The sequence below is a fragment of the Saccharomonospora marina XMU15 genome, from assembly GCF_000244955.1.
Classification (GTDB): domain Bacteria; phylum Actinomycetota; class Actinomycetes; order Mycobacteriales; family Pseudonocardiaceae; genus Saccharomonospora_A; species Saccharomonospora_A marina.
In genome coordinates this window covers 4,868,803-4,884,847 of the sequence record NZ_CM001439.1, presented here as the reverse complement: position 1 = coordinate 4,884,847, position 16,045 = coordinate 4,868,803, and the positions used below count along the sequence as shown (strand labels likewise).

18 protein-coding genes are annotated in these 16,045 nt (G+C 68.0%); 9 read left to right on the top strand and 9 right to left on the bottom strand.

The genetic code is table 11. The features are described 5' to 3' along the window. Positions 1 to 40: 40 nt before the first annotated feature. From SACMADRAFT_RS23020 to SACMADRAFT_RS23005, 4 genes are read right to left on the bottom strand one after another with little or no spacing between them, the layout of a single operon-like run. Positions 41 to 376, bottom strand: coding sequence for a hypothetical protein (locus tag SACMADRAFT_RS23020; RefSeq protein ID WP_009156256.1), 336 nt, complete (start codon positions 374 to 376; stop codon positions 41 to 43). Further along, positions 369 to 977, bottom strand: a complete 609-nt coding sequence (locus SACMADRAFT_RS23015; RefSeq protein WP_009156255.1) for a TetR/AcrR family transcriptional regulator — start codon at positions 975 to 977, stop codon at positions 369 to 371. Before SACMADRAFT_RS23015 ends, SACMADRAFT_RS23020 begins: the two co-directional genes overlap by 8 nt. Continuing rightward, the gene (locus tag SACMADRAFT_RS23010) at positions 968 to 2,491 is read right to left on the bottom strand and encodes an AMP-binding protein (RefSeq protein ID WP_009156254.1); all 1,524 of its coding nucleotides are present in this window, start codon (positions 2,489 to 2,491) and stop codon (positions 968 to 970) included. The genes SACMADRAFT_RS23015 and SACMADRAFT_RS23010 overlap by 10 nt, the downstream gene beginning before the upstream one ends. After that, the gene (locus tag SACMADRAFT_RS23005; RefSeq protein ID WP_009156253.1) at positions 2,488 to 3,231 is read right to left on the bottom strand and encodes an enoyl-CoA hydratase/isomerase family protein; all 744 of its coding nucleotides are present in this window, start codon (positions 3,229 to 3,231) and stop codon (positions 2,488 to 2,490) included. Before SACMADRAFT_RS23005 ends, SACMADRAFT_RS23010 begins: the two co-directional genes overlap by 4 nt. A gap of 47 nt (positions 3,232 to 3,278) precedes the next feature. On the opposite strand from SACMADRAFT_RS23005, the gene SACMADRAFT_RS23000 reads away from it, so the two are divergent. Both SACMADRAFT_RS23000 and SACMADRAFT_RS22995 read left to right on the top strand, forming a co-directional pair. Then, on the top strand, positions 3,279 to 3,710 hold the full coding sequence (locus tag SACMADRAFT_RS23000) for a GNAT family N-acetyltransferase (protein WP_009156252.1): 432 nt from the start codon (positions 3,279 to 3,281) through the stop codon (positions 3,708 to 3,710). 74 nt (positions 3,711 to 3,784) lie between these two features. After that, a complete protein-coding gene (locus SACMADRAFT_RS22995; RefSeq protein ID WP_009156251.1) occupies positions 3,785 to 4,468 on the top strand; it encodes a metal-dependent transcriptional regulator in 684 nt (227 codons plus the stop codon). Between the two features lie 21 nt (positions 4,469 to 4,489). On the opposite strand, the gene SACMADRAFT_RS22990 is transcribed toward SACMADRAFT_RS22995, so the two are convergent. Next, on the bottom strand, positions 4,490 to 5,548 hold the full coding sequence (locus tag SACMADRAFT_RS22990) for an SDR family oxidoreductase (RefSeq protein ID WP_009156250.1): 1,059 nt from the start codon (positions 5,546 to 5,548) through the stop codon (positions 4,490 to 4,492). 71 nt (positions 5,549 to 5,619) lie between these two features. Between SACMADRAFT_RS22990 and SACMADRAFT_RS22985 the strand changes: the two genes are divergently transcribed. Then, positions 5,620 to 6,504 (top strand): LysR family transcriptional regulator, encoded by an 885-nt coding sequence (locus tag SACMADRAFT_RS22985; protein WP_009156249.1) that lies wholly within the window; start codon positions 5,620 to 5,622, stop codon positions 6,502 to 6,504. Between the two features lie 123 nt (positions 6,505 to 6,627). On the opposite strand, the gene SACMADRAFT_RS22980 is transcribed toward SACMADRAFT_RS22985, so the two are convergent. Continuing rightward, complete coding sequence (locus SACMADRAFT_RS22980) at positions 6,628 to 7,752, bottom strand: sulfotransferase family protein (RefSeq protein ID WP_009156248.1); 1,125 nt, start codon at positions 7,750 to 7,752, stop codon at positions 6,628 to 6,630. Between the two features lie 58 nt (positions 7,753 to 7,810). Continuing rightward, positions 7,811 to 8,281 (bottom strand): nuclear transport factor 2 family protein, encoded by a 471-nt coding sequence (locus SACMADRAFT_RS22975; RefSeq protein WP_009156247.1) that lies wholly within the window; start codon positions 8,279 to 8,281, stop codon positions 7,811 to 7,813. A gap of 110 nt (positions 8,282 to 8,391) precedes the next feature. Here SACMADRAFT_RS22975 and SACMADRAFT_RS22970 point away from each other — a divergent pair, with 110 nt between their 5' ends. Beyond that, positions 8,392 to 9,138, top strand: coding sequence for a 3'(2'),5'-bisphosphate nucleotidase CysQ (locus SACMADRAFT_RS22970; RefSeq protein WP_009156246.1), 747 nt, complete (start codon positions 8,392 to 8,394; stop codon positions 9,136 to 9,138). A gap of 74 nt (positions 9,139 to 9,212) precedes the next feature. Here the strand turns inward: SACMADRAFT_RS22970 and SACMADRAFT_RS22965 are convergent, their stop codons facing one another. Next, positions 9,213 to 9,536 carry a hypothetical protein gene (locus SACMADRAFT_RS22965; RefSeq protein ID WP_009156245.1) on the bottom strand — a complete coding sequence of 108 codons (324 nt, stop codon included), beginning with the start codon at positions 9,534 to 9,536 and terminating at the stop codon, positions 9,213 to 9,215. A 367-nt stretch (positions 9,537 to 9,903) separates the two neighbouring features. Between SACMADRAFT_RS22965 and SACMADRAFT_RS22960 the strand changes: the two genes are divergently transcribed. After that, on the top strand, positions 9,904 to 10,524 hold the full coding sequence (locus SACMADRAFT_RS22960; RefSeq protein ID WP_009156244.1) for a DedA family protein: 621 nt from the start codon (positions 9,904 to 9,906) through the stop codon (positions 10,522 to 10,524). Here SACMADRAFT_RS22960 and recQ read toward each other — a convergent pair. Then, positions 10,514 to 12,319: a DNA helicase RecQ gene (recQ, locus tag SACMADRAFT_RS22955; RefSeq protein WP_009156243.1), complete on the bottom strand. Its 1,806-nt coding sequence runs from the start codon at positions 12,317 to 12,319 to the stop codon at positions 10,514 to 10,516. The genes SACMADRAFT_RS22960 and recQ overlap by 11 nt on opposite strands. Before the next feature lie 456 nt (positions 12,320 to 12,775). Between recQ and SACMADRAFT_RS29390 the strand changes: the two genes are divergently transcribed. The 4 genes from SACMADRAFT_RS29390 to SACMADRAFT_RS22935 all read left to right on the top strand — a co-directional run bounded on the left by SACMADRAFT_RS29390 (position 12,776) and on the right by SACMADRAFT_RS22935 (position 16,023). Further along, positions 12,776 to 13,519: a hypothetical protein gene (locus SACMADRAFT_RS29390; RefSeq protein WP_232285457.1), complete on the top strand. Its 744-nt coding sequence runs from the start codon at positions 12,776 to 12,778 to the stop codon at positions 13,517 to 13,519. A gap of 5 nt (positions 13,520 to 13,524) precedes the next feature. After that, a complete protein-coding gene (locus SACMADRAFT_RS22945; RefSeq protein WP_009156241.1) occupies positions 13,525 to 14,133 on the top strand; it encodes a class F sortase in 609 nt (202 codons plus the stop codon). A gap of 115 nt (positions 14,134 to 14,248) precedes the next feature. Further along, positions 14,249 to 14,863, top strand: coding sequence for a TetR/AcrR family transcriptional regulator (locus SACMADRAFT_RS22940; RefSeq protein WP_009156240.1), 615 nt, complete (start codon positions 14,249 to 14,251; stop codon positions 14,861 to 14,863). After that, positions 14,863 to 16,023 carry an FAD-dependent oxidoreductase gene (locus SACMADRAFT_RS22935; RefSeq protein ID WP_009156239.1) on the top strand — a complete coding sequence of 387 codons (1,161 nt, stop codon included), beginning with the start codon at positions 14,863 to 14,865 and terminating at the stop codon, positions 16,021 to 16,023. The genes SACMADRAFT_RS22940 and SACMADRAFT_RS22935 overlap by 1 nt, the downstream gene beginning before the upstream one ends. Positions 16,024 to 16,045 lie beyond the last annotated feature (22 nt).

Below are 16,045 nucleotides of genomic sequence, written 5' to 3'. Positions count from 1 at the left end.
AGGGGCCACCGGACCCCACCACCGACTACCGGGGTGCTTGTCAGGAGCGCACGGTGTCCTTGCGCTCGCGAAGCGCGAGCGGAACGCCCGCGAGGTCCTCCTCGTTGCACAGCAACTTCAGGTCGTAATAGGGGTATCCGTCGCGTTCGTCGTAGTCCAGGTGGACGGCCAGCACGTCCACGGGCTCGCCCAGCCACTGCTGGGCCTGCCTGAGCCAGCCGGCGCAGCGCTCCAACGCGGCCGGGAGATCGTCGTCACGGAACTCCACCGGTCGGTACGGCACGTCCTGGATCCGGTCACGCGAGTTCGAGGGCATTGGCAGCCCCGGCGAGACACCCGCATCGTTGAGTTCCAGCTGGATGGTTTCCTCACTCACCCCACGAGCGTCCCTCAGTGCAGCCGTGAGGGCAAGCGCCGAGGCCGCGCAGGGCCAGCTCGGCGAAGTGCGCGCCGAGTTCGTCGAGGCAAAGTTGCCCGCGTGGCGAGTACCACCTCGCCACTCCGTTGCACATTTCCAGCAGCGCGATCCTGGTCACGGCGGGTTGGGTGGTACGGAACACACCCTGGGCGAGGCCGTCGGTGATGGCCTGGTCCCACAACCGCTCGTACTCGTCCCTGAGCGCGATCACCGACCGTCGCGCGTTGGGCGAGAGTACGTGGATCTCGTTGTCCACGATCCGGGTCTCTTCAGGCTGACTGGCGTGAGTGCGGACATGCAGAGTGACCAGCCTGATCACTCGTTCGCGTGGATCTTGGACTCCGTCGAGGGCTTCGTTGGCCGCGGTGATCAGGTCGCGCAGGCAGTCGCGCATGATGTCGGCGAGTAGTTCCTCCTTGGTGCCCATGTAGTGGTACAGGCTCGCCGACGACAGCTTGGCGGCCCGCGCGAGATCGCGGATGCCCGTGCCGTGGAAACCCCTGGTGGCGAACAGTTTCACCGCGGCACGCCGCACCCGCTGCCCGCTGGCTAGCGCCATGCGCCCTCCACCGTGTCGAACGTCTCGGCCCGCGCGGCCTCGGTGCGCAGCTTTGCCTTCGCGACGCGCTCCGACGCCGTCATCGGCAACTCGTCGTGGAAGGCCCAGTAGCGGGGCACCTTGAAGTAGGCGAGCTTGCTCGCGCAGAAGTCGGCGAGCCCGCGTGGGTCGGGTTCGCGACCCGGCTCCACGACGACGTGGGCGATGATCTCCTCACCGCGCAACTCGTCGGGGACCCCGAGCACCGCGACGGCGCGGACGTTTGGGTGCAGCAGCAGCGCGTGCTCCACCTCGGCGGCGGAGACGTTCTCCCCGCTGCGCCGGATCATGTCCTTCGTCCTGCCCACGTGGAACACGCGGCCTTGCCCGTCCATCGTGGCCAGGTCGCCGGTGTGGAACCAGCCGTCACGGAAGGCTCGCGCCGTGGCGTCGGGGTCGTCGTGGTAGCCGTGCATCAGCCCCACCCCCCTGATCAGCAGTTCACCGGTCTGCCCGCGTGGCACCGGCCTGCCCTGCTCGTCGGCGATCAGGACTTCCCGGTGTGGGGCGGCTCTCCCGATACAGCCCGTGCCGAGTTGTTCGTCGTGGTCTGCCGGGTCCATCCGGATGTCCGCTCCGGTCTCGGTCATGCCGAACGCCTCGAACCAGCCCACCCCCCAACGCTGCTCCAGTTCGGCGTGCAGTTCGCGCGGGATCGCCGAGGCGCTGATCGCCCGTACCCGGTGCTGCCGGTCAAGCGGTGACGGCGGCATGCGCAGCAGGAGCGTGGGCATCAACCCGAGGCAGTAGAACCAGGTCACGCCGTGCTCGCGTACGCGCTGCCAGAACGAGGCGGGGTGGAACCGGTCCAGCACCACGAGCCTGGCTCCGGAAGCCAGCCCCAACACCACATTCCACTGTGGATCGATGTAGTGGAAGGGCTGTGCGGTGAGGATGGTGTCGTCGGCGGTGATGGCCGGATGCCGCGCCATCAGGTCCGCCGCCAGCGCCGTCCAGTAACGGTGTGGCAGGACACAACCCTTGGGAGAGCCCGTCGTGCCGGAGGTGTACTGGATGTTGGTGGGCAGCTCCGGCACCGGCCGGAACTCGGGCAACTCACCGTCGAGGGTCAGTTCCGCCACCGTCAGCACCCGCTCGACGCTAGTTCTCGCTGCGATCGAGCCGAGCAGGTCGGTGAACTCCGGCGTCGTCACGACCAGCCGTGCCCCCGAGTGCGACAGCACGTGCTCGCCGTCCAACTCCCGGTAGTTGGTGTTGACCGGCACGAGCACGCCGCCCAGCCGCGCGAGCGCCAGCCACAGCAGCGGGAACTCCGGCTGGTTGCGCAGCAGCACGGCGACCCGGTCGCCTGGCCCCACCCCGAGAGCGGCGAGCGCGCGGGCCAGCCGTTGGGCGCGGGTGAGGATCTCGGCGAAGGTGAGTCGCTCCCCGGTTTCGTCGAACACCCAGGCCTGCGAGTCCGGCCAGTGGCGTGCGGCCCGCTCGAGCAGGCCGAACAAGTGCTGCTCCCTCATCGCGACCGGAACTCCTCGGTGGCGCGTGCGACGTCGGGGGAGTGCTCGGTGAGCAGTGCGTGGCTGACTTCCAACTCCAGTGCGCCCTCCACGGTGGCGTCGACGCCGCTGTCGACCGCGCGTTTGGCCAGCGTCACCGCCGCGGCGGGTTTGTCCGCCAGCCGCCGTGCCCATTCCCTGGCGTGTTCCAGCAGCCGCTCGCCGTCGACCACGGCGTTGACCAGCCCGATCGATGCCGCCCTCGCCGCGTCGATGCGCTCGCCGAACAGCAGCAGTTCCTTGGCGCGCAACGTCCCGACCAGCAACGGAAGCAGGCGGGAAGCCGCTCCGGTGACGCTGAGGCCCAACCCCGCCTCGGGAAAGCCGAACACGGCGTCCTCGGCGGCGAGCACGAGGTCGCAGCCGAGTGCGAACTCGGCGCCCGCGCCGATCGCGTAGCCGTGCACGGCGGCGATCACCGGTTGCGGTAGCGCGCGCAGCGCCCTCGTCACCTGCTGCAACCGCTCCAGCCGGGCGCGCGAATCGCCCTGCGGCGGAGGCTGCTTCAGATCATGCCCCGCACAGAACGCGCGGCCCCTTCCCGCCAGCACGACGGCACGGACCTCGCTGTCCGTCGCGAGTCGGCCGAGCGCGGCGAGCAGGTCGTCCACAAGGCCGGGTGTGACCGCGTTCAGTCGCGCCGGCCGATCGAGCCACACCTCGGCTGTGCCGTCGGTGACGGTCAGTGTCACGGCCTCCATACCGGGCAGCGTAGCCGAGTCGATCGATCGATCGATAGTGTGTCGGAATGCCGGTACGAGACGCGATCGCCACCGATATCGAGGAAATCTGCTCGCTCATCGAGGAGCACGCGCGCTACGAGGGCAACGAGGAGTTGCGGCTTGACAGGGCGGACATGGCACGGCACCTGTTCGGTCCCGACCCCAAGGCATGGGTGCTCGTCGCGGAAACCGACGGCGAGGTGGCCGGAATGGCGCTGTGCTCGTGGATCTTCTCCACCTGGGAAGCCCGGCCCGGCATCTGGCTGGACGACATCTACCTGCGGCCGCGGTTCCGCCGCAAGGGGCTGGGCAGGGAGCTGCTCACGGAGTTGCGTGCCCGCACCGAAGGGCGGATCGAGTGGGACGTGCGCGAGGACAACCACAGTGCGCTGGCGTTCTACGCCCAACTCGGCGCGGAGCCGGTTCCCGGCTGGGTGCGCTACCGCTGGCGGGGGTGAGGTGAGAGACCCGGCGGGGAACCCGGCCACGCCGGGCGACCGCATCGTCGGCGCCTCGCCGTATCGTAGGTGACATGTCTGATGGCGCTACCCGTCGATCGGCGTCGATCGAGGACTACGTGCGGGCGATATACGGCCTCGCCGAGCGTGGTGAGCCCGTCACCAACACCTCACTGGCCGGCAGGCTCGAGGTGAGTCCGTCGTCGGCGTCGGGGATGGTCACGAAACTCGCGCAGCAGGGACTCGTGGAGCACGTGCCCTACCGCGGTATCGAGTTGACGTCGGAGGGCAGGCTGCTCGCGCGGGCCGTGCTGCGCAGGCACCGCCTCATCGAGTCCTATCTGGTTTCCGAACTCGGTTACACGTGGGACGAGGTGCACGCCGAGGCCGACCAGCTGGAACACGTCGTTTCCGACCGCCTCGTCGAGCGGATCGCCGCCAAACTCGGCAACCCGGTGCGCGACCCGCACGGCGACCCCATCCCCGCCGTCGACGGCTCCATCGAGGAACTGTCCACCAGGCTGCTGGAGGACCTGCCCACCGGCGCGGTCGGCGAGATCGTGCGGGTCTGGGACACCGACCCCGACCTGCTGCGATACCTGGCCCAGCGTTCGATCAAGCTGGGTGAGCGCATCGAGGTGATGGAACGGCAACCCTTCGGCGGGTCCATCGTGGTCAAGGTCGGCCAGCCGCCCGAGGCGGCCACTCACGCGCTCGGCAGGGAGATCGCGCAGGCGCTTTCGGTCGCCGTGCGCTGATTCCCCGAACACGACCGCGCCTCACGGGATGATCTTGCGCTTGCGGAGGTCGTCGAAGATGTCGAAGAACATCCGCTCGGTGTCGACGTGTTCGGTGAATCCGAACCGCCGCGCCTTGGAGCCGTCGGCGATCACGTCGTAGTCCCAGGCGAACACGAAGTCACCGAACCGCCAGGAGGAGACCTGATCGTAGGGGGTCGGTTCGAGGCCGAGCCTTGCGACCATCGAGTTCCACAACGGCTCCTTGTCGGCCATGACGGTTTCCAGTGACATCGGCAGCGGGGGCGCCACCTCCAGCCCGAAGTACGCCGCGATCTTGGGCCACAGCTCGCTCCACCGGAACAGATCACCGTTGTTGATGTTGAATGCCTGGTTCGCGCAAGCCTCGGCCGTGGCGGCCCACACCGTCGCCCTGGCGAGCAGGCCGGCGTCGGTCATCTCAAGCAGGCTGTCGTAGGCCCCCGGCTTCCCGGGGAAGCGCAGCGGCAGCCCGAGTTCCGCCGAGATGGCGGCGTAGCAGGCGAGCACCATCGCCAGGTTCATCGGGTTGCCGAGCGCGAAACCGCACACCACGGACGGACGCAACGCCGACCACGTCCATGCGCTGGCCCGCTGGCGCTGCTGCAGGAATGCCTGCTGGTCGACGTTGAACTCGGGCGGCATGTGCGCCGCGTCGTCCTCCCTGGCGGGGGTCTTGAACGGGCCGAGGTGGGCTCCGTACACCTTGTAGCCCTGCATCAGCGAGATGTGTTTGAGGTCGGCCGCCGCGGGCTCCACCGCGTCCACGAGGTTGCGCAGCATGGCAAGGTTCGGCGGCACCAGCTCCGCCCAGCTGGGACGATCGGCGTATGCGGCGTAGAAGACGTGCGTGACCTCGGTCAATTCGCCCAGCTTCGACAGCGTGTCCTCGCGGTCGAGGAGATCGACCCTCAGCTGGCGGGTCCGTGCCGTGTCGTCGCCGCCGCGCCTGGAGATCCCGATGACCTCCCAGTCGTCGAGTGTTTCCAGGTGCTCGACGAGGTTGCGGCCGATGACTCCTGCCGCCCCTGCTACGAGGGCGACCTTTCGATTCGAACTCATGCCTGTGAGCCTGCTCGACCAGCATGCATAAGTCCAAGTCAAGTATTTCACCAAGATGATAAGATTCACTCATGGCAAGTCTGCGGCAACTGGAGTACCTGGTGGCCATCGCCGAACAGGGGTCGTTCACGCGAGCGGCGGAGGTGCTGCACGTGACTCAGCCCGCGCTGTCACACCAGGTCCGCGTGCTGGAACGGTCGGTGGGAGGTCCGCTGCTCGAACGGCTACCGCGAGCGGTGCGGCTGACGCCGATGGGGCGCGCGATGTTGCCGCACGCGCGGGCGGCCCTCGCGGACGCGCGGCGGGCGAGTTGCGCCGCGCGCCAGGCGTTCGGCCTCGAACGGGCCGAACTGGAACTGGCGACGGTGTACTCCATGAGTCTCGGCGTGCTACCGCCGGCGCTGCGTCGCTGGAGCCAGGACTACCCTTCTGTCCATATCAGACTCCACGAGTACAGGCACGCCGACGAGTTGCGCGAGGGCATGGCACAGGGACAGGCCGATGTGGCAGTGGGCCCGCAACCGTCGGACTGGGAGGGCACGGTGCGGACGCTGGGGGTGGAGGAGTTCGTCGTTGTGGTGCCGCCGGATTTCGAGGCGGGCGAGTCGGGGGAGGTCGAGCTCGCCGAGTTGGCAGGCAGTGCGTGGGTGCACTACGCGCCCGGCAACGGCCTCGCCGACATCGTCGACCAGGCCTGTGCGGCCGCGGGGTTTCGGCCCCGCGTCTCGGTTCGCACCGAGCAGAGCGCGGCGGTGCCGGTGCTCGCGGCGTCCGGACTCGGGCCTGCCCTCGTACCGGCCAACATCGTCGCGCCGCGGTTCGAGGGCAGGGTGTTGCGGCCGAGGCCGTCGGTGCGGCGCACGCTGGCCGCGTACACGCGATCCGCCCCCGATCCGCTCACCGCCGAGTTCCTGCGGGTGCTGGCTCGCGAGTGCGCTGTCGGTCCGCGACCGTGAATGCACAGTTCGCGGGCGGGAGCGCAGAACTCGCGGGTGGGAGCGCAGAACTCGCGGGCAGGAGCGCAGAACTCGCGGGCAGGAGCGCAGAGTTCGTGGGCAGGAGCGGGGGACTCGCGGGGCTCAGCACGCGAAGCGCTCGTTGACCTGCTGTTCGGTGAGGCCGAAGTCGGCGAGGGCGTAGGTGTGCGCCGGCTTGCTGGCGCCGCTGGAGCTCTGCTCGTGCATCGCGCGCATCGCTGCCGTGGCCGTTTCGGTCAGCGGCAGGTCGAAATGGGCGTATATCCGTTCCACGGTGCCGATCGGGTCGGCGACGAAGTCGTCGTAGGCCACGTCGTAGAACCGGCTCTGGTCGTGCTTCGCGCGTTCGGCGGTGAACGTCCGCAGCCCGCGAGCCCACAGTTCGAGCTGGTCGCGGCCGACCACCTCGCCCTGGTAGACCGTGGACCACTGCGCCGACGCCTGTGCGTTGAGACTGCACACCGACGCGATCGCCACGCTCGGCTGCCGGTGGGTCTGGATCACCAGTGCATCCGGGTACACCGACAGGAGCGCGTCCAGTGCGAACAGGTGGCTGGGGTTCTTGAGCACCCAGCGGCGGTCGCGGTCGGGCAGGCCGATCAATTGCAGGTTGCGCTTGTGCCTGCGGTAGGCCGGGGTCCAGTTCTGCTTGGCGAGCCAGTCGGAGTAGGTCGGCAGGTGTGCGAGGCACTCGTAGGAAACCGAGCGCATCGACTGCCGCAGCAACTGCCAGCACTCCTCGACCATGTCGGCCGACATGGCATGCACGCCCATGAACTCGGGGCGCTGCACGTGAAAGCGTTCGTAGCCCGCCTGGATCCGCTGGAACACCGGATTGTCCGCCCAGGTGTCGCGCGGAGGGCGCGGTTGCGGCACCTCCGTCAGCCAGACCTCGAGACCTTGGTGTGCCGGGTCGGCCGTGAGCAACCGGTGCAACGCGGTCGTTCCGGTGCGCGGCAGCCCCGTCACGAAGATCGGCCGCTCGATCGGCACCGTGGCGTGCTCGGGACGACTTCGCCACGCCTGCTCGCTGAGCAGGCGAGCCACAAGGGCACCACGCAGGAACGAGCGCTTCATCCTGGCGCCGACCTCGGTGAGCCCCGCCTCGCGCTCGTACGACTCCAGCAGCACTTCCAGGCCGTCGGTGTAGTCGTCCTCACCGAAGTCGTCCAGCCCGGTGATCTTCGTGGCGGAGGCGTGCAGTTCGCGCACGGTGCCCACACTCATCAGCTGCTCCCTGTGGAATGGACCGAAGGGCCGGTCGAACCGGATACTAGAACCGGTTCTACTCAGTGGTCAAAGGTGTGGTCAGCCGGAAGCTGGGCAGGTCGTCGAGCGACAGCATCGCCTCGTAGGTGCGCTTGTAACCGGTGTGCTCGATCCGCCACGCGCCGTCGGAGCAGCGCCGGTAGCGGTCCTCGTAGAACGCGGCTCCCGTGATCACCGTGCGGTATTCCGTCGCGATCACGGTGTCCTGGAAACACCACGTGCCGGTGGCGGTGTCACCGTCGATGTCGATCTCCGGCTGGGAGGCGAAGTGCGTGGTGATGATGGCGGGGCTGAGCTTGTCCCGCAGGAAGCCGAGGATGGCGTCGCGTCCGGTGAAACTCAGCGGCTCGCCGTAGGCGGAAGTTCCGTAACACGCGGTCGCGTCGGTGGTGAACACCTCGGACAACTCGTCCCAGCGTTTGAGGTCCACGCAGCGCAGGTACCGGTACTTGAGTCGCTTGATCTGTTCCAGCGAGGTGAGATCCATGGGCCCAAGCTTGGCCGCGCTCGCTTCCCGTTGCAAGAACTTGTTTCAGTTTTCTGGTGCGGTGGCTACCCGGGGGCGGGGCCGCTGGCCGGACTTGCTTTGCTAGGACGGTGACAACTGACGCACGACTGGCGGCGACGCTGGCGCAGCAGGCAGGCGAACTGCTGCACGAGCTACGTTCGGACTCGGCCGACCTCGGCCCGAAGGAACTCGGCAAGCGCGGCGACTCGCTGTCGAACGAGCTGCTGTTGCGGCGGCTCGCGCAGGAGCGGCCGGGCGACGCCGTGCTGACCGAGGAGTCGGCCGACTCCTCCGCGCGTCTCGAGGCGGACCGGGTCTGGATCATCGACCCGCTCGACGGGACGAGGGAGTTCGGTCTCGGCCGGCGGCCGGACTGGGCGGTGCACGTCGCCTTGTGGGAGGCAGGTAAGGGCATCACCGCCGCGGCGGTCGCTCAGCCCGACCTTGCCCGGGTCTACGCCAGCGACGATGTCGTCGCGCAGAGCCCGGGACCTGGGCGAACGCGGATACTGGTCAGCGACACCCGGCCACCCGCGTTCGCCGAGGCGGTAGCCGGGTCCGTGGACGCGGAGTTGGTGCCCATGGGTTCCGCAGGCGCGAAGGCGATGGCGGTGCTACGTGGCGAGGCCCATGCCTACCTGCACGCCGGTGGGCAGTACGAGTGGGACTCGGCCGCGCCCGTGGGTGTGGTGCTGGCCGCGGGGCTGCGCGCCTGCCGCATCGACGGTTCCGCGCTCCGTTACAACTCGCCGGACCCCTACCTTCCAGACCTGCTGATCTGCCGTCCGGAGTTGGCCGAGCCGATGCTCGCCGCGCTCGGTGAGCACGCTCGGTAGACACACCTGCGCGGGTGGGTGCCGTGACCGGCTCCCACCCGCGCGTTCCAGGGAGTGCGAGGTGCTGGTTCGGATCAGTACTCGGTCTGCTCCGCCTCCGCGACACAGGTCTTCTCGGTGATGTTGAAGCCCGCACTGTTCGCGTCGGGGGACAGGACCGGGACGCTGACGCCGTTGAGCAGGTCGCCGATCTGCGCGCCGACGTTGTTGTCGCAGATGCCGATGTTGTTGTCGTTGAGCACGTTGTTGACGTTGATGAGGCCGTACTGCGCGGTGTAGGTGTCGTTGCTGTGGTACTCGTTGACCTCGATGTCGTCGCCTTCCCAGGCGAAGGCGGGGGAGCCGAGCATCAGCAGTCCGGCCGCGGTTGTCGCGACAAATGCGGTTTTTTTGAACACGTTGCTCATTCCTTATCGGCTTGTGTTGACGATTAGGGTGCTGCGGGTCGTTTGATCAACCGCAACCGCGCCAGAAACTATAAGGGTGAATCCGGTTCGCACGCGCGGCTGAGCGGACGTGTCGCTTCACTAAAAAGGGTGATCCCGTGGAATCATGGCGTTGTTCGGCGTGCCGAGCCGCGTTGGCGTCGACCAGGGATTATGCGAGGTGGTTGTGGTCACGTTGAGTGACTTTTACACGATCAAGCTATGTCGGAAACCGTAATCGGTGTGCGAGTCGGATGCTTTGCGTTGGTTTTCCCGTTTCTTGGATGCTTCGATGGAGTGAACGTCGGCCGATTTCTCGGGCATTGAAAGGTCATTCACATTGGTCACCGATCTGCTCGACTGGCTGCGAAGCCTGCCGCAGGCAGGCTTGCTCGCGGCAGCGGGCGTGCTCGTTTTCGGAGAGTGCACGCTCGGGCTCGGCTTCATCGCTCCCGGCGAGACGGCCCTGTTGATCCTCGGTACCACGGTCACGGGGGCGCCGTCGTTCCTGCTCATGTGGTCGGTGACGACGGTGTCGGCTGTCGCGGGAGACACGGTGGGATACCTGCTGGGCAGGAGATTCGGACCGAGGTTGCGCCGCACCAAGGCGGTGCGACGCTACGGTGCCGACGCGTGGGACCGAGCCACCTCGGCGCTGCGGCGCAGGGGCGCCCTCGCGGTGCTGTTCGCCATCTTCGTTCCGGTGTTGCGAACGCTGCTGCCCGCCGCGGCGGGTGCCTCGGGATTGCCGCCGAGAGTCTTCCTGCCCGCCGTGATCGTGGGGGCATCGGCGTGGTGTGCCCTGCACATCAGCCTCGGGTTCGCGGCGGGAACCGCCGTACGCGAGCTCGAGGACGCCGTCGGGTTCGGTGGCTGGCTCGTGCTCGGCCTGATCGTGGTGGTGACCGCGATCGTCGTGTTGGTGAAGCGCCGCCGCGCAGGGCGGGGTGCTAAGGGTTGATCGCGCGGAGCACGTGCTCGCCGTACTTGCTGAGTTTGCTCTGGCCGACCCCGCTCACCGAGCCGAGTTCGGGTAGCGAGGCGGGCCTGCGTGTGGCGATCTCCCGTAGCGTCGCGTCGTGGAAGATGACATAGGCGGGCACGCCCTGTTCCTTGGCCGTCGCCGCACGCCATGCCCGCAGCCGCTCGAACACGGGCGCGTCGTCCTCGCTGAGAGCGGTCACCTTGTCCGCGCGTTTCCCGCCCGAGCGCACCTGCCGTTCGGGTTCGGCCCGCAGCCGCACGGTCCGGCCTCGGTACAGCACCTCGTCGCTGGCCTCCGTGGTGACGAGTGTGCCGTACTCGCCCTTCACCGCGAGCAGGCCCGCCGCCAGCAACTGCCGCACCACCGCGCGCCACTGCGACTCGTCGAGGTCGGTGCCCACGCCGAACACCGAAAGACTGTCGTGACCGTGCTGGACAATCTTGGCCGTCTTCTTGCCACGGAGGATGTCGATGAGTTGACCGGCGCCGAACTGCTGCCCGCGCTCCCTGCGAAGCCGTACCACGGTGGACAGCAGCTTCTGCGCGGCGACGGTGCCGTCCCAGGACCGGGGAGGGGACAGGCAGGTGTCGCAGTTGCCGCACCGACCGCTTTCCTGCCCGAAGTAGGCAAGCAGTCGCGCCCGGCGACACTCGACCGTCTCGCACAGCGCGAGCATCGCGTCGAGGTGCGTGGCCAGCCTTCGCCGGTGCGCGGCGTCGCCGTCCGAGCCGTCGATGAGCTTTCGCTGCTGCACCACGTCCTGCAGCCCGTAGGCCAGCCAAGCGGTGGAGGGCAACCCGTCGCGACCTGCCCTTCCGGTTTCCTGGTAGTAACTCTCGATCGACTTGGGCAGGTCCAGGTGCGCAACGAAGCGGACGTCGGGCTTGTCGATCCCCATACCGAAGGCGATCGTGGCCACCATGACGAGCCCGTCCTCGCGCAGGAAGCGAGCCTGGTGCCGCGCGCGAGTGGTCGAGTCCAATCCGGCGTGGTAGGGCAGCGCCGTGATCGCGTTGCGCGTCAGGAACTCCGCCGTGTCCTCCACCGACCTGCGGGTGGCGCAGTAGACGATTCCACAGTCGCCCGAATGCTCGGTGCGAAGCAGTTCGAGCAATTGGGCGCGTGGTTCCCGTTTCGCGACGATGCGGTACTGGATGTTGGGCCGGTCGAAACTCGCCACGAAGTGCTTGGCTGCTTCCAGCCCGAGCCGGGTGGCGATCTCGTCGTGGGTCTGCCTGGTCGCTGTCGCGGTGAGCGCGATGCGTGGTACTTCGGGCCAGCGTTCGTGCAGCTGCGACAGCGCGAGGTAGTCCGGGCGGAAATCGTGCCCCCACTGCGACACGCAGTGCGCTTCGTCGATGGCGAACAGCGAAACCGTTCCGCGATCGAGCAGCCGGTAGGTGCTGTCCAGCCGCAGCCGCTCCGGCGCCAGGTAAAGCAGGTCCAACTCGCCCGCGAGGAACTGCGCCTCTACCGTGCGCCGTTGGTCGCCGTCCTGGGTGGAGTTGAGAAAGCCCGCGCGCACACCCGCGTGGCGCAGCGCGTCGACCTGGTCCTGCATCAGCGCGATCAACGGAGAGACCACGACCCCGACGCCATCGCGCACCAGCGCGGGGATCTGGTAGCACAGCGACTTTCCACCGCCGGTCGGCATCAGCACGAGGGCGTCTCCGCCGGAGGTGACGTGGTCGACGATCTCGCGTTGGCCGTCGCGGAACGAGTCGTAACCGAAGACCTCTTTCAGCACCCGCAGCGGTTCGGACGAACTCACCCGGCGATCCTAGTACCGCAGCCGGTGTGCCCAGCGGTCAGAGGTGATTGTCCAGCTGCCATGACTTGGTGTGAAGCTCGTGGCCGGCTGCCGGTGTGAGCCCGGTCCGCATGACCGTCAGCAGGCTCGGCACTGCCTCCTCGTGCCGACCCCGGGCGGCAAGCGGTAACGAGAAAACCTCCCGGTCGGTTAATGTCCGCCGCGAAGAAGAATCCCTGGAATCAATCGGCGGTTATTTCGCCACGGTTTTGTTATGATAGCTTTATCGCGCGAGCGTGTCGGAACGGACGTCGTTCCGGTGGTGGTCATTGTTAGCCGACCTTCGGCTGATTCTTCTCACATTCCTTTCGGTTTCCTTACTCGGCGTCGTCGGGCAGGATCGCGGGGTCACCCGATCATGGTGGCGATCCCGTACTCGATCAGCGAGTACCCCGTGCTTACTGTGGGAGCTGGACCTTGCGGTATCCAATGCGCCGGTTGGCGGGCGCGCTATTCGCCAACGCTTTGATCCTCACGGCTGTCGCCGCGCCCGCGATGGCGCAGACCGAGAGCAACCCTTCCGACGCGGCCACGACCACCGTGTCGTCCCCGGAGTCGTCGCCGGAATCGCCTGCCTCGCCGTCGATTCCCGCGTCGGAGGAGTCGCCGTCGGCGTCGCCGTCATCGGAACCGTCCCCCTCTTCGCCGAGCGTTCCGGAATCGGAGCCGTCATCGCCTCCGGACTCCGGCGACGAGACCACGACCACCACCGCGCCGTCCCCCACCGGCGAGCCCGACCCGGGTGTGGAGGAGCCGCCCTACGTCGACGACGTCGCACACGGCATCGACCTCGATCCCGACAACGGCATCGGACTGCTGATCATCGCGTGTGCCGCGGGGCAGCCCAAGCACCTCGAGTCCCCGGACTTCGAGGTCCTCGAAGGCCCGCACCAGGACGAGGTGGACGGCCGGTACTGGCTGTATCTCGTGCAGTTGCGCGACGGCCTGACCTTCAAGAGCGGCGAGGTCGTCGGCTACTGGGAGTGCGGCGGCGAATCCCCTGGCGGCGGTGAGGCCCCCGGCGGCGGTGCTCCGGTGGCCCCGGTGCCGGGCTCTGACGACGCCGGTGAGTGGCAGCAGGAGAACGGCGGGGACGCGCAGGTCGAGTTCGCGCCGCAGGGTGGCGTCGAGACCGGCTTCGGCGGCACGGCACGGGGCTGAACTTGATGGTCCCGCGCTCGAAACGGCGCCTGTTGCGGCGGGGCGGCACGGTTGTGGCCGCCCTGCTGCTGGCCCTGACATCGGCCGGGTGTGGGTCTTCGGAGCAGCCCGCACCCGCGGCCGAACAGTCGGCCCCGACATCGGTGCCGGTGACGAAGCCCTACGACAAGCTCAGGCCGACCAAGGTCAGCATTCCCAAGATCGGGGCGGACTCGTCGTTGCTGGCGGTCGCGGTCAACACCAAGGGTGAGATCGCTGTTCCCCCAGCCGAGAATCCGATGCAGGCCGCCTGGTACCGGCTTTCCCCGGTGCCGGGGGAGACCGGCCCCGCGATCGTGCTCGGCCACGTGGACGGTGGCGGTGAGCCCGGCATCTTCAACCGGCTGCACGAACTGGCGGCAGGTGACGAGATTCTGGTGGAGCGCAGCGACGGCAAGCGGTTGCGGTTCGTCGTGGACCACTCCTTGCAGGTTCCGAAGGAGGAGTTCCCCACCGAGGCCGTCTACGGCAACACCGACAAGCCGCAACTGCGGCTGATCACCTGTGGTGGTGTGTTCGACCGCGCCGAGCACAGCTACGAGGACAACGTCATCGTGTACGCGAACCTGGCCTGACCCGACCCGTACCGCCCCCGTGCCCGGCCTCGGCGGCCGAACACGGGGGCGGTTCTTCGTGCTAGTGTGAAAACAAAAGAACAGATCGTTCACAGAGTCTGGACAGGGTGATCGGATGCCTTCGGCGTTCACGGCGCAGGAGAAGGCGCGCATCAGCGAACTGCTGCTCGACACGGGGCTGCGGGCGTTCACGACCCAGGGTTTGCGCAAGACCTCGATCGAGGACCTGGTGCGTCCGGCCGGGATCGCCAAGAGCAGCTTCTACCTGTTCTTCGATTCCAAGGAAGCGCTGTACCTGGAGTTGCTGCTGCGGCAACAGAAGCAGGTCAAGAGCCGGGTGGTCGACGGCGCCTTACTGCGCGGCGCCGACGCCCGCGACAGCCTGCGGCTGTTCCTGCGGGCGACCATCGAGGAACTGTCGACCAACCCGCTCTACCGAAGGCTCATGACTCACCCCGAGGAACTGCGGGCGGTGGCCCGCAGGCTTGATCCGCACCGGATGAGCGCGCTGGAGGACAACCCGGTCACCGCGCTCGACGACTTCGTCGAGCGACACCGTGCCGAGGGTGCGCTGATCGACGCCGACCCGGCAGTGATCGTCGGCGTGCTCCGGGCGGTGCTGCTGCTGCCCGCTCACGAGGACGAACTCGGCGAGCACTACCCCGCTGTCGCTGACCTGCTGATCGACCTGGTCGCGGCAGGCCTGACCTCGAAACAGGAGGAACTGTGATGACCGGCAAGGCGATCGTGATCGGGGCGGGTATCGCGGGGCTGTCCACCGCGCTGCGGCTGCGCGACGCGGGCTGGGAACCGCTCGTCGTCGAACGCGCGCCTTCGTTGCGCGACAGTGGGTATGCGGTGGTGTTCTCCGGAATCGGCTACGACGCCGCCGAGCGCATGGGCATCCTTGCCGGCTTGCGTGACCGTGCCATCCCCGCCACCGATCTGGTCTACGTCAAACCGGACGGCAGCACGCGGTTCAGGATTCCGCGCGACACCGTGCGTGCGCTGCAGGGCGAGCGGTCGCTGAACATCCTCAGGGGAGACATCGAGCGGGTGCTGTACGAAGCCGTGCGCGAGCGGGTCGAGATCCGCTTCTCCACCACACCGCGGGCCGTGGAGCAGGACGACGAGGCGGTAAAGGTGACGTTGAGCGACGGCACGGTGGTCGAGGCCGACCTGCTGGTCGGCGCGGACGGTCTGCACTCGGCAACTCGCGAACTCGTGTTCGGCCGCGAGGAGAAGTTCCGGCGCGACCTCGGCCACATGGTGGGCGTCTTCATGATGGAAGGCCTGCCTGGCGGCGTCGCCGAGGACGCCACCTCGTCGCTCACCGTCGGAGGTCGAACGTTGGCGATCGTGCATGTCGGCGACGGGCGCTGCGCCGCGTTCTTCGGCTACCGCACCGATCGCCCCGACGCCGAACTCGCCGACGGGGCGTCGAGGGCGTTGCCGAGGGCCTACGCGAACATGCGATGGGTCGCACCCGAGGTGCTCGCTCAGCTGTCCGAGGCAGACTCCGTCTACTTCGACGCGATCAGCCAGCGAATCGTCGACAGGTGGAGCAGGGGCAGGGTGGTGCTGATCGGGGACGCGGCGTGGTGCGTCACGCTGTTCGCGGGCTTCGGCTCCTCGCTCGCCGTGGCGGGCGCCGACCTGCTCGGTGAGGCGCTGGAGCGGCACGGCGACGACGTGCGCGGTGCGCTGTCGTCGTGGGAGCAGCGGTTGCGTCCCGAGGCCGAGCGAAAACAGCAACTCGGCCGCAGGGTGAAGGGGCTGTACGCGCCCGCGGACCCGGTGCGGTTGTGGTTGCGTGACCTGCCGCTGCGCATGGCGGCACTGCCACCGGTGACGCACCTGCTCAAGCGACGGCTGCAACTGAAGGGCTGAGCCGCTCGCCGGGTGCGTGCGC

Coding starts and splice junctions, on each gene's coding strand:
- SACMADRAFT_RS23015 (WP_009156255.1), bottom strand. CDS start 977: ATGGCGCTAGCCAGCGGGCAGCGGGTGCGGCGTGCCGCGGTGAAACTG.
- SACMADRAFT_RS23010 (WP_009156254.1), bottom strand. CDS start 2,491: ATGAGGGAGCAGCACTTGTTCGGCCTGCTCGAGCGGGCCGCACGCCAC.
- SACMADRAFT_RS23005 (WP_009156253.1), bottom strand. CDS start 3,231: ATGGAGGCCGTGACACTGACCGTCACCGACGGCACAGCCGAGGTGTGG.
- SACMADRAFT_RS23000 (WP_009156252.1), top strand. CDS start 3,279: ATGCCGGTACGAGACGCGATCGCCACCGATATCGAGGAAATCTGCTCG.
- SACMADRAFT_RS22995 (WP_009156251.1), top strand. CDS start 3,785: ATGTCTGATGGCGCTACCCGTCGATCGGCGTCGATCGAGGACTACGTG.
- SACMADRAFT_RS22990 (WP_009156250.1), bottom strand. CDS start 5,548: ATGAGTTCGAATCGAAAGGTCGCCCTCGTAGCAGGGGCGGCAGGAGTC.
- SACMADRAFT_RS22985 (WP_009156249.1), top strand. CDS start 5,620: ATGGCAAGTCTGCGGCAACTGGAGTACCTGGTGGCCATCGCCGAACAG.
- SACMADRAFT_RS22980 (WP_009156248.1), bottom strand. CDS start 7,752: ATGAGTGTGGGCACCGTGCGCGAACTGCACGCCTCCGCCACGAAGATC.
- SACMADRAFT_RS22975 (WP_009156247.1), bottom strand. CDS start 8,281: ATGGATCTCACCTCGCTGGAACAGATCAAGCGACTCAAGTACCGGTAC.
- SACMADRAFT_RS22945 (WP_009156241.1), top strand. CDS start 13,525: ATGGTCCCGCGCTCGAAACGGCGCCTGTTGCGGCGGGGCGGCACGGTT.
- SACMADRAFT_RS22940 (WP_009156240.1), top strand. CDS start 14,249: ATGCCTTCGGCGTTCACGGCGCAGGAGAAGGCGCGCATCAGCGAACTG.
- SACMADRAFT_RS22935 (WP_009156239.1), top strand. CDS start 14,863: ATGACCGGCAAGGCGATCGTGATCGGGGCGGGTATCGCGGGGCTGTCC.